Source organism: Sediminibacillus dalangtanensis (assembly GCF_017792025.1).
GTDB lineage: Bacteria > Bacillota > Bacilli > Bacillales > Amphibacillaceae > Sediminibacillus > Sediminibacillus dalangtanensis.
The window spans coordinates 3526083-3537506 of record NZ_CP046956.1; the positions used below are offsets into that span (position 1 = coordinate 3526083).

General features: G+C 45.4%; 10 protein-coding genes. All 10 read right to left on the bottom strand.

Annotated features, from left to right (window positions below; translation table 11 throughout):
• Positions 1 to 79: 79 nt before the first annotated feature.
• The 10 genes from ERJ70_RS17340 to rpoE all read right to left on the bottom strand — a co-directional run bounded on the left by ERJ70_RS17340 (position 80) and on the right by rpoE (position 11248).
• Complete coding sequence (locus tag ERJ70_RS17340; protein ID WP_209366004.1) at positions 80 to 298, bottom strand: hypothetical protein; 219 nt, start codon at positions 296 to 298, stop codon at positions 80 to 82.
• A gap of 226 nt (positions 299 to 524) precedes the next feature.
• On the bottom strand, positions 525 to 926 hold the full coding sequence (locus ERJ70_RS17345; RefSeq protein WP_209366005.1) for a hypothetical protein: 402 nt from the start codon (positions 924 to 926) through the stop codon (positions 525 to 527).
• A gap of 392 nt (positions 927 to 1318) precedes the next feature.
• Positions 1319 to 1942 (bottom strand): thymidine kinase, encoded by a 624-nt coding sequence (locus ERJ70_RS17350; RefSeq protein WP_209366006.1) that lies wholly within the window; start codon positions 1940 to 1942, stop codon positions 1319 to 1321.
• Between the two features lie 243 nt (positions 1943 to 2185).
• A complete protein-coding gene (locus ERJ70_RS17355; RefSeq protein WP_026570790.1) occupies positions 2186 to 2431 on the bottom strand; it encodes a type B 50S ribosomal protein L31 in 246 nt (81 codons plus the stop codon).
• A gap of 283 nt (positions 2432 to 2714) precedes the next feature.
• Positions 2715 to 4001: a transcription termination factor Rho gene (gene rho / locus ERJ70_RS17360; RefSeq protein ID WP_209366007.1), complete on the bottom strand. Its 1287-nt coding sequence runs from the start codon at positions 3999 to 4001 to the stop codon at positions 2715 to 2717.
• A 709-nt stretch (positions 4002 to 4710) separates the two neighbouring features.
• Positions 4711 to 5997 carry a UDP-N-acetylglucosamine 1-carboxyvinyltransferase gene (gene murA, locus ERJ70_RS17365; protein ID WP_209366008.1) on the bottom strand — a complete coding sequence of 429 codons (1287 nt, stop codon included), beginning with the start codon at positions 5995 to 5997 and terminating at the stop codon, positions 4711 to 4713.
• 655 nt (positions 5998 to 6652) lie between these two features.
• Positions 6653 to 7516 carry a class II fructose-1,6-bisphosphate aldolase gene (gene fba / locus ERJ70_RS17370; protein ID WP_209366009.1) on the bottom strand — a complete coding sequence of 288 codons (864 nt, stop codon included), beginning with the start codon at positions 7514 to 7516 and terminating at the stop codon, positions 6653 to 6655.
• A 162-nt stretch (positions 7517 to 7678) separates the two neighbouring features.
• On the bottom strand, positions 7679 to 8053 hold the full coding sequence (locus tag ERJ70_RS17375) for a response regulator (protein ID WP_209366010.1): 375 nt from the start codon (positions 8051 to 8053) through the stop codon (positions 7679 to 7681).
• 399 nt (positions 8054 to 8452) lie between these two features.
• A complete protein-coding gene (gene pyrG, locus ERJ70_RS17380) occupies positions 8453 to 10063 on the bottom strand; it encodes a CTP synthase (RefSeq protein ID WP_209366011.1) in 1611 nt (536 codons plus the stop codon).
• Between the two features lie 564 nt (positions 10064 to 10627).
• On the bottom strand, positions 10628 to 11248 hold the full coding sequence (gene rpoE / locus ERJ70_RS17385) for a DNA-directed RNA polymerase subunit delta (RefSeq protein WP_209366012.1): 621 nt from the start codon (positions 11246 to 11248) through the stop codon (positions 10628 to 10630).
• Positions 11249 to 11424 lie beyond the last annotated feature (176 nt).

The following is an 11424-nucleotide window of genomic DNA, read 5'->3' on the forward strand; positions in this document are numbered from 1 at the left end:
TACAGGAGAAAAACCCCGTCAAAAAAAGCTTGGCAGCGATTAGCCGGGGGGGCATCCATCATTGTATTAGTCACCCAGCTCAGCGTGACATCCAGCTGTCAAGCAGTTCAAGCAGACCCATTCCCAACGCCAGTGCTGGTCCTAACAGAAAAATACCGGCTAGCAAATACAAACAAGCCTCCCATAGTGGATGCCGCCGCTTACGAGGTTCTTTTTCTATTTTCTGTTCCAGTTCGGTCAATCGCCTATTAAGACGATTTACTTCTTCGGACAACTGCTGTTCCGAATGATTTTCCATGTACGGTCCCCCCTTAACTCCAATTGCTGACAATCCCTCAGTTTCTTCTATTTATTTTAACATACCAGCGCGTTGGCCTGCTGTACCTCTTCTGGTTAAAATGACGGTTTCTTATGTAGTGCAATAAAAAAATCATCAAGGCGTATAGTTATCTATATCTATGTGTAAGAGAGGAAAGGAAAGCCACGATTTTCCCTCCGAACCCGTGCTTTCCCCAGCCATAAGATCAGCGAATGATCACCCGCACAAGAAAACCACCGTTCACCTGTTCATCGACCGATCGACGAATTTGATTGACTTTCGCCATTTTCTCTCCAGAGTTAAAGTCTCCCTGCAAAACAGCATCGATTCTAATCTCTTCATCCAGTATTTCGACATTTTCCACGGCAACGTCACCAACCGATTCAGCTGCCTGTATGATTGCAGATCTGCTCGTGTCTGCAATGAGCTCTCGGTCGCCATATTCGTCGAATATCCGTGGCTGGGTGCCCCGCAACTGGATATAACCCTCTTCTGTTGTTTCCACTTCTTCGCCCTGCGGCACACTCCCCTGTTCTTGGCCGGTATTCCCGTTTCCACAAGCGCTCAGTATTGCCAAACAAAAGATGGCTGACAGTATTCTATCCATATGCAACCTCCATGCTTTTTCCTTAGCATGCTTCTGCGGCAAGATAATATCCGCTCCCTTCGAACCTCCGATTTAAGAAAGAAGCAAGGGCCCAGTAGCAGAGGAGGAATGCAACAAGTTAGACGATCTTTAGCTCGGCATTTATTATGAAGAGTTGGTGACGAATAGAAGAACCTTTAAATGAGCTCTGAGCAGCACGAATACACGCAGGGATCAGTGACCAAAGTGAGACCCCGCAGACGAAGTCGAGGAGGCTCACGGGGCACCCGCGGAAAGCGAAGCGTATTCGTGCTGCGTTTTTTTCGGATATACTCTTTCTTACCCACCCGCCAAATCCCGACATCTTCTGGACAGCAAAAAACAGGATACCGGAATGGCATCCTGTTCACAAATCATGATTTCGATGTCGGAAAAGCTTCAAGGTTTAGCGCTTGCCTGGGCCGGTTCGGTACCTCGTGATGGTGACGGCAACGAGGCTCGTACGACTCAGAAGCCCCCACTAAAATGATAGGATCGTCATAGGAAGCAGGCTTATCATCGATCAGACGCTGTGTTCTGCTTGCCGGAGATCCGCAAACCGGACAAATCGCATTAAGCTTTGTCACCGACTCGCTCAACGCCATCAATTCCGGTACAGGGCCGAACGGTTCCCCCCTAAAATCGGTATCAAGTCCGGCAACAATGACCCGATGGCCATGATTCGCCAATTCATCGACAATGCCGACAATCTCTTCATCGAAAAATTGAACTTCGTCGATCCCTATTACATCGACATCTGCATCGATATAATCAAGAATATCAGCTCCTCTATCGACCGGACGTGCCAAAATGGACGTGCCGTTGTGGGAAACAACCGATTCCTCGGAATACCGACTGTCGATGGCAGGCTTGAATACCCGGACAGATAAATTTCCATATGTAGCTCGACGTACCCTTCTTATCAATTCCTCCGATTTACCCGAAAACATGCTGCCGCAAATCAGCTCTACCCATCCACTTTGTTTCATTACATACATCAACGGGACACTCCCTTCAAAATTGCAAAAACGCTGGATCATCTTACTGCCGCAGTTGTACCTCTATTTACATAGTTATTGCCTTGTTCATCTATTAAAAAACGTTCTTTTCGTTTTGATTCCATAATTGTTGCACCCATCCCGCAACAATACAAAGTAAAAAAACAGGCAAAAAGTTAGACGATTTGCCTGTTTTTCATGGTTATCTTTGGTTTTTCCACCAGGATGTTCCCCTGATGAGGATTAACCAAGGTTATATTTTTTCTTGAATCGATCGACACGACCGCCAGCTTTGTCCGCTTTTTGCTTACCTGTGTAGAACGGGTGAGAAGCTGAGCTGATTTCCACGCGGATCAACGGGTAAGTGTTGCCATCTTCCCATTCGATTGTTTCTTCAGAAGACTGTGTAGAACCGCTAAGGAATTTGTAGTCAGAGCTAGTATCAAGAAATACTACTTTTCTGTATTCCGGATGAATTTGTTCTTTCATGTTCTTTCCACTCCTTTTGCCCTGAATCCTTTGGAAACAGAGTTATTGTAAGCCCGCAATCCGAATACGATCCGGAAAGAGGCGTCAGAATATCCGTCCATTAGGACAACAATCTATTCTAAGCTCACATAGACTGATTATACCAGTGTAAAATTGCCTTTGCAAGCGGCAGTTTGGAAAAAATAAGATGGTCTCGCATGGATACGCAAGCCTCCATCACGCAAGGCAGCCATGGATCAGGACGGGTAGACGGAAGTATTTCCGCCATTTACCAGATAACAAATTACGCCCTTCTGGATGTTCCTTTCCGCTTCATATCTTCCTCCATGGACTGGAAAAACTCTTCATTGTTTTTCGAAGCTCGCATCCGGCGAAGGAAACGCTCGACAAAGTCATTGGAGTCTTGCATCGTTTTTCTGATCGCCCAGATTTTATCCAAGTGATCTTTGGTGACAAGCAATTCTTCTTTTCTTGTCCCGGAACGTAAAATGTCGATAGCCGGATAAATCCGACGCTCAGCAAGACTTCGATCCAGATGAAGTTCCATATTACCGGTTCCTTTGAACTCTTCGTAAATAACGTCATCCATGCGCGAGCCTGTATCCACCAGAGCGGTTGCCAGGATGGTAAAGCTTCCGCCTTCCTCAATATTACGCGCAGCACCGAAGAATCGTTTAGGACGATGGAACGCTGCAGGGTCGATACCGCCGGACAACGTACGTCCGCTTGGCGGGATGACCAGGTTATAAGCCCGGGCCAATCTGGTAATACTGTCCATCAGCACAATGACATCCTTTTTGTGCTCCACAAGCCGCATTGCCCGTTCCAGTACAAGCTCGGAAACTTTAATATGATTTTCCGGTACTTCATCAAACGTAGAGCTGACAACATCGACATCCGGATGGACAGAGCGTTCGATATCGGTCACCTCTTCCGGACGTTCATCAACCAGCAGAATAATCAGTTTCGCATTGGGATGATTCTTGGAAATGCTGTTGGCGATTTGTTTCAAAAGCATGGTTTTCCCCGCCTTTGGAGGGGCGACAATCAGTCCGCGTTGTCCGAAACCGACTGGTGTCATTAAATCAATAATCCTTGTCGACAGCTTTCTTGTTTCTGTCTCCAAACGCATCAACCGGTCTGGATACAACGGCGTCAAGGCAGGAAAGTGGACGCGTTCTTTGGCGGTTTCCGGATTTTGACCGTTTACCGCATCTACGTGAAGCAAACCGTAATATCGCTCATTTTCTTTTGGCGGACGTACTTTTCCAGACACCTTATCACCATTGCGCAGGTCAAAGCGTCTAATTTGGGATGCTGAAATATAAATGTCTTCAGCACTTGGTGAATAATTGATTGGGCGAAGAAAACCAAATCCTTCGGAAGGAATGATTTCCAAAACACCATCCATGAACAAAAAGCCGTCCTTTTCCGCCTGGGCTTTTAAAATGGAAAAAACAAGCTCGCGCTTGGTGAGCTTTGCATAATAGGATACTTTGTATTCCTTTGCTTTTTCATATAATTCTTTCAATGTTAACGTCTCTAAATGAGAAATGGTCAATTCAGCCACAAAATCACCACACCTATTAAATTTTGGTATTTTTATCGTACATAACCCTTTTTGGATTGCTGCATAATCGCAGACAGATGCCAGCACCACTAAAAAGACACAGCAGCGCTACAGGTTTATTTTCAATCGTAATAAATGGATTGGGTAGTAATGCACTTCCTGTGGAGCCTCATTGGATAGCTTTGATAGATTTAGCGGATGGAGGAAAATCCTGTAGGAAAGCCGTCGAGTGTTCACTAAAGGCTTTTCTTTTCAACACTATGGGTAAACGCGACTAGTCTCATTGGCGAAAGCCTGCGCTTCACTATATAACTATATATACTATCATCCATGCACTCGTGCATTCTGATAGCATAAAAAGCCGATCCAAGAAGAAGTTGAAGGAAAGCATAAAACTAGAATAGAAGTTTTTACATGATTACGTCACTCATTATTTCCAAACGAAACACTTATTAAACTTCTTCCATAGTACCGTTTCTTTCTTAATTATTCAACTATAATTTATCCGGTTGCCACCAAGAATACTGTATACCCTTACAAATCCCTGTCGAAAAACCCATCGCTCGTTCTTTTTAAGGGGGACATACAAATAAAGCGGAGTGCTAGTCAGAGGACATGGGAAAAGCCTGTCCAGCTTGCGGAAGAACCGGACAGCTTTTCTTTTTTGCGCCGTCTCAAGCGACTCGGCTTACGCCTATTCCATTACTAATCAAGAATTTTGAAACTGCTCCACTTCTTCAGCAGTCATTTCCTCCCGCCAAATTTTTGCGCCTAGATTGGACAGCTTCTCTGTAATTTGTTCATACCCCCGGTCTATGTGCTCCAAACCGGTTATTTCCGTCACGCCTTCGGCCATCAAACCTGCCGCAATCAATGCAGCACCTGCCCGCAGGTCGCTCGCTTTTACTTTCGCGCCTTCCAGCTGGACTGGCCCGGAAACGATAGCCGACCCGCCTTCCACCTTGATTAGTGCATTCATTCTGCGCAGTTCATCAATATGTTTCAATCGGGCCTGATAGATTGTATCCGTCACCACACCGGTTCCTTTTGCCTTGGTCAGCAAAGAGGTGAACGGCTGCTGCAGATCGGTCGGAAAACCAGGATGGACAAGTGTTTTGATATCGACACTCTTTAATTCTTTTCCAGGCTGGATAAGCAGCTGCTCATCTCCTTCGTCGATGGATACGCCCATCTCACGGAGCTTGGCCAGCAAGGATTCAAGGTGCTGGGGGATGACATTGTCGATCAATACTTTTTCTCCCTGGGCAGCTGCCATGATTGTGTAAGTCCCCGCTTCAATTCTGTCTGGGATGATGGTATGCATACAGCCTGTCAGGTTTTCACATCCCTCAATCCGGATAACGTCCGTTCCGGCTCCCTTTATTTTCGCCCCCATGCTGGTGAGCAGCGTTGCGACATCGATAATTTCCGGTTCTTTGGCTGCATTTTCGATGATTGTCTTCCCTTTTGCCCTCACCGCTGCGAGCATAATGTTTATCGTAGCCCCGACACTGACGACATCCAGATAAATCCGGGCCCCACGCAATTCATCCGCCCGCAAGTAAATCGCACCTTGTTCATTGGTCACTTTAGCACCAAGCGCCTCAAAGCCTTTGATATGCTGATCAATCGGGCGAGGGCCTAGATGGCATCCTCCCGGCAACCCAATTACCGCTTCTTTGAATCGACCGAGCATTGCACCCATGAAATAGTAAGAGGCACGAAGTTTTTTCACTTTTCCGCTCGGAAGCGGCATGTTGATCATATTGCTTGGATCAATATGAATCGTCTCGCCCTTCCAGGAAACGTCACCGCCGATTTCCTCCAGTAAATCTCCCAGTACGTCTACATCCGATATTCTCGGCAAGCCCTCGATAATCACTTTCGATTCTGCGAGTATTGCAGCCGGCAGCAATGCAACCGCACTGTTTTTCGCTCCGCTGATTCTTACTTTGCCATTCAAAGGTCTGCCGCCTTCTACGAGTATTTTTTGCATCTGGAACTCCTCACTCCCTGAGATTGTTCGAAACAGTTTTTCTGACAGCGGCTGTCCCTACCGTTGTCACTTTGGTTCAAAACACAATTTACATTTAACAGGAATAAGTATGGTCATCAATCCGAACAACCTGCAGTATTCTAGTTAGTCAACCTTATTCTACACAATTTTTGCCAAACAATACTAATTTTACATCTGCCAATCCGGCAAAGACAGTTTAATACCTTGGAGCTTGATTCTTATTTGGCAGGGAGCGGCCGCAGCCTCCCCCTTCTATAAAGCGGCGTTGGTTTTAGAACGGCCAGCGCCTTAACCGCTTTCAGCTTCTTCTTCACAACAAATGCTGCCGTGGAATCGTTCATTTCTGTGAAGCCTTGATTGTTAGTTAGCAAAACAGATGTGACGCCTGATTATCTCCCTAAGGGCAGTCTCCACAGAAAACTTCATTATACCACTCTTCTTCAGATTTAACTCCGGATGAAGAGCAGGCGCCTCCGTACCTATCGGTATTTGACACAAAAGGAACAATGGAACTGAATGTGTTTAGTATGTATCTTAGTTGATTGTTGTAGGAATGATGGCTTGAGAGTAGGATGGTATGAAAAGGAAACTGCCCGTATAGACAGTTCCCTTTTTTCACCATTTTTAAGCAGCTTTAGGCACGGTTAGAAGAACCAAACTCACGCATTTTGCCAATGACGGTTTGTTTGATCGCTTCGCGTCCAGGTCCCAGATATTTACGAGGATCGTATTGGTCCGGTTGTTCAGCAAGTACTTCACGTACTTTTTTCGCCTGTGCGATCTGATTTTCCGTGTTTACGTTGATTTTGGACGTACCAAGAGAAAGCGCACGTTTGATATCTTTTGTCGGGATACCTGTTCCACCATGCAATACCAATGGTACATTCACCAGGTTGAATACTTCTTCCATACGGTCAAAGCCCAGATTCGGTTCCCCTTTATAAGGGCCGTGCACAGAGCCAAGCGCAGGGGCAAAGCAGTCAACACCTGTCTCGTTGACAAGCCGTTCACATTCGGCCGGGATCGCATACGCAGCTTCGGCATCTTCAACAACCAGGTCATCTTCCTGACCACCGATACGGCCAAGCTCAGCTTCAACTGAAACGCCGTTAATGTGGGCCACTTCTACCACTTTCTTTGTCAATGCAATGTTTTCTTCCAGCGGAAAATGGGAACCGTCAATCATAACGGAAGTGAATCCGGCATGAATAGCCTGGACACACTTTTCAAAGCTAGAGCCGTGGTCCAAATGAATTGCTACCGGCACTGTCGTACCATATTCCTCCATCAGCGCTTTCACCATCGATACAACCACTTTGAAACCACCCATATATTTTGCGGCGCCTTCCGAAACACCGAGGATTACTGGGGATTTTTCTTCTTCTGCTGCTTGAAGAACGGCCTGGGCATATTCAAGATTGTTCAAGTTGAATTGTCCGACACCATAGTTCTTCTGCTTAGCTTCTTCAAGCATTTCTTTCATTGAAACTAATGGCATGCTGTTTTTCCTCCTTAGGGTATGTTGTCTTGCTTAGTATGCAATATCCAGTCAATAAGTATTTTTGATTGGGTACAGTATAAGAATACCAACTACCACCCCGCGGTGCAACAAAACAGTTAAAAGATACCGCTTACCCGTTTTTTTCAGATTATTATGTAATCAATTGTTGTTTTTGTTCGCCAATATCCGATTGACTCTCTCTCTTGCCTCCTCGATATTGAAGGGTTTGGCAAAGATTTCTTTTACCATCGGAAATTGATCCTTTTTCCCTTCCAATTCTTCGGCCAAGCCGCTCATCAAGATTGCCGGCACTGTAACGCCTCTTTCCGCTAGACGGTGCAGAAGTGCGCTTGCGTCCATTATTGGCAGCTTATAATCAACCATCAGTAAATCAGGCGGTTCATTTACAATTTTATCGAGTGCCTCCTTGCCATTTTCTGCTGTTTTAATTTCATACCCTTCCGTTTTCAAAATTTCCTCCAGCAGCAAACGAATTCCCGGTTGGTCATCAACAATCATTACGGTTTTTTTCATTTGTTTTTCAACCCTTCCTGATTTGAAACTATTGCGTGTTATGTAAGCATTTTTCTATTTCTTTCCCGTTTCCCCTTCAGGTTTAGCAGTGTTTATCCTGTTGAACCGAAACTTACCGCCTAATTACCTATAACCAAAATAATGCTTTTTGCCTATCAACCATATTTTCACACGGTTGGCCAAATGTAAAGATTCCAGGTCTATTATTTGTTCGATATAAAGGTACAATTTCCTGCTGAATTTGAAGAATTATGTCTTCTTGTTTTGCCGCCCGCGGAAAATGCAGCGATGGTTTAGCACTATTCTCATAAATTAATGATACTTTGTTCGCTGACACAAAAAAGCGCACCGTTTTGTCCTGGGACGCACGGCTGCGCTTTTTATAAATAACACACTTATCTATTGATTGTCTCTGTATGTCGCTGAAGCAGCAATAAACCCATCAAACAGCTGTTGAGGCCGATTCGGTCTTGACTTGAATTCCGGGTGGAACTGAGAAGCGACGAACCAAGGGTGGTCTTCCAACTCAATCGTTTCAATCAACCGGCCGTCCGGACTTGTCCCGGAGAAAACAAATCCTTCCGCCTCCATCTGTTCCCGATAGAAGTTATTGAATTCAAAACGGTGACGATGGCGTTCATACACGACGTCTTCCTCTCCGTATGCTGCCCGTGTTTTGGTGCCTTGTTTCAACCGGCACGGATACACGCCAAGTCTCAGGGTACCGCCAAGATCCGACACATCCTTCTGTTCCGGAAGCAGGTCGATGATTGGATGCGGTGTATCCGGATTGATTTCCGCCGAATGCGCTCCATCCAAACCGAGGACGTTACGAGCAAACTCGACAGTTGCCAATTGCATGCCAAGACAAATTCCCAAGAATGGAACTTTGTTTTCCCGGGCGTAACGGATCGCATCGATCTTGCCTTCAATTCCTCTGTCACCAAAACCGCCGGGTACCAATACTCCATCCACACCCTCCAGTTTCGCTGCCACGTTTTCGGCCGTTACTTGCTCGGAGTTAATCCAGCGGATATTGATGTCCGAGTCGTAATGATAACCGGCATGCTTCAATGCTTCTACTACCGAAATATAAGCATCCGGCAGTTCCACGTATTTTCCTACCAGACCGATCGTTACCTGGTTGGTGAGACTGGTAACTCTACGGACTAATTCATTCCACTCTGTCATATCGGCCGGTTCGCAATCAAGCCCGAAATGATCGCAGGTCAATTGATCCAACTGCTGAGCTTGCAGGGAGATCGGAACATGGTAAAGCGTATCGGCGTCGCCAGCCTCTACTACGGCCTTCGGATCAATATCGCAGAACAAAGCGATTTTGTCCTTCATGTCCTGGCTGATTTCCATCTCTGTACGAAGCACGATGACGTCCGGCTGGATGCCAAGGGAACGAAGCTCTTTCACACTATGCTGTGTCGGCTTTGTCTTCATTTCCCCGGCCGCTTTCAGGTAAGGGACAAGTGTACAGTGCAGATACATGACATTGTTCCTGCCGATATCGCTTTTGATTTGCCTGATTGCTTCCAGAAAAGGAAGGGATTCAATATCCCCGACTGTTCCGCCGATTTCGGTGATGACCACATCCGCATTGGTCTGTTGGCCGGCACGGAATACTTTGTCCTTGATTTCATTGGTAATATGAGGGATCACTTGGACGGTTCCTCCGAGGTAATCGCCTTTTCGTTCTTTTTTGATTACCGTCGAATAGATTTTACCTGTGGTTACGTTGCTGTATTTGTTAAGATTAATGTCGATGAATCGCTCGTAATGTCCCAGGTCAAGATCTGTTTCCGCTCCGTCTTCTGTGACGAAAACTTCTCCATGCTGATACGGACTCATTGTACCAGGATCGACATTGATATATGGATCAAATTTCTGGATCGTTACATTTAATCCCCGATTTTTCAGCAGACGTCCCAGCGATGCTGCCGTTATTCCTTTTCCAAGCGAGGAGACAACTCCTCCTGTTACAAAAATATACTTTGTCACCCTACATCCCTCTTTCTATGTTAATGATTCCTTGAATGAACTGGTTCTTATAAAAATAATCATCATATAACAGCCGGTAAACAATAGCAAGCTTTTGCTTATCGGTTAGATTTTCCAATCAGCTGTTTTATATGAACGCTGTTTTCTTCCTAATGGTGTCTATCCTATCCGATTCAATAGAAACCCCAACCCTCTAACATGCATTTCCTCTGTACTTGTTAGATGAGCGCTGATCCTCCGCCACGGAAAACGAAGCATGTTGCCGGATCGAATCCAAATACCACCCGAAATTGGTCTCATGCAGTTGGAATCTGCGTCTACCGCGACCATTACCATGCAGCCCCGTCTGTGAAAAAAGCCTTTTCTTCATCATAGCAGGGTTCCTTTACATGTAAATTTCCCAGAATAAACACGTCATGGAGAAAGTGTACATGCAATTTTTTCTCCTGAAAATAGCAAAAGCGCTCCCCTGTTCAGGGGAACGCTTTTATAAACGAACAATAATTTAAAGAGCCCAAATAAAATTTTACTCACTTGCCTGTGGAAAGTCAAGCGCCGTTTTATTTAGTTATAATTGTCATCGTTCGCATCGTCGTCATCTTCATCACCGACATAAGAGACGTCTTCCTCGACAACTTTCTGATCTTCATCATCCAGTTTGCCGCTGCGGAAGTCGCCGTCGTACTCGTTATCATTATCCGCTTTATCAGTATCGGTATCGCTATCCTCGTCGTCAAAATCTTCGTCATTGTCATTGGCGAACTCATCAGTTGTGTCGATATCGTCAAAATCAAGGTCTTCTACCAATTCATCAAGATCTTCATCGACTTCCTCTTCCACGTAGATGTCCTCTTTTTTCCGTTTACTTGTTTTTGCTTTCGCTTTTTTCTTTTTCTTTTTCGGTGCTTCCGTGATTTCCTCTTCAATCTGCTCGATCGGATACCAATCTTTCAGTCCCCAGAGGTTGGACCCAATCGTCAAAAAACGACCGTCCGTGTTTAAGTCGGTATAAAATTGCGCGATATTTTCATCTTTTTGGGCGTCTGTGAACCCTTTCAGTTCCGTAATACGCTCATATACTTCCCTGAAATCTTTTGCCTTTTTCTCTTCGGCAAGAATTTCACTTGCCAGTTCGATCATCGATAAATCCGAAATCTCCTCGTGGCTGTAGTTTGTCAAGCTCACGGTCAAGCACTCCCTTTACGTCAATTTATTAAACTTCCAGACAGGTTTCCAGCTGGAGCCGCTGCCTGTTTCTGGTTGGTATTAGATCAATGAAATTGCTTCGATCTTTACGTACTGGCTGCCCGGTACAACCGGCATGCCATACTGATAACAAATCCTCTCATACATTATATGGT

Excerpts from the sequence above, each read along its gene's own strand:
- ERJ70_RS17340 (WP_209366004.1), bottom strand. The coding sequence starts at position 298 with ATGGAAAATCATTCGGAACAGCAGTTGTCCGAAGAAGTAAATCGTCTT.
- ERJ70_RS17345 (WP_209366005.1), bottom strand. The coding sequence starts at position 926 with ATGGATAGAATACTGTCAGCCATCTTTTGTTTGGCAATACTGAGCGCT.
- ERJ70_RS17350 (WP_209366006.1), bottom strand. The coding sequence starts at position 1,942 with ATGTATGTAATGAAACAAAGTGGATGGGTAGAGCTGATTTGCGGCAGC.
- ERJ70_RS17355 (WP_026570790.1), bottom strand. The coding sequence starts at position 2,431 with ATGAAAGAACAAATTCATCCGGAATACAGAAAAGTAGTATTTCTTGAT.
- murA (WP_209366008.1), bottom strand. The coding sequence starts at position 5,997 with ATGCAAAAAATACTCGTAGAAGGCGGCAGACCTTTGAATGGCAAAGTA.
- fba (WP_209366009.1), bottom strand. The coding sequence starts at position 7,516 with ATGCCATTAGTTTCAATGAAAGAAATGCTTGAAGAAGCTAAGCAGAAG.
- ERJ70_RS17375 (WP_209366010.1), bottom strand. The coding sequence starts at position 8,053 with ATGAAAAAAACCGTAATGATTGTTGATGACCAACCGGGAATTCGTTTG.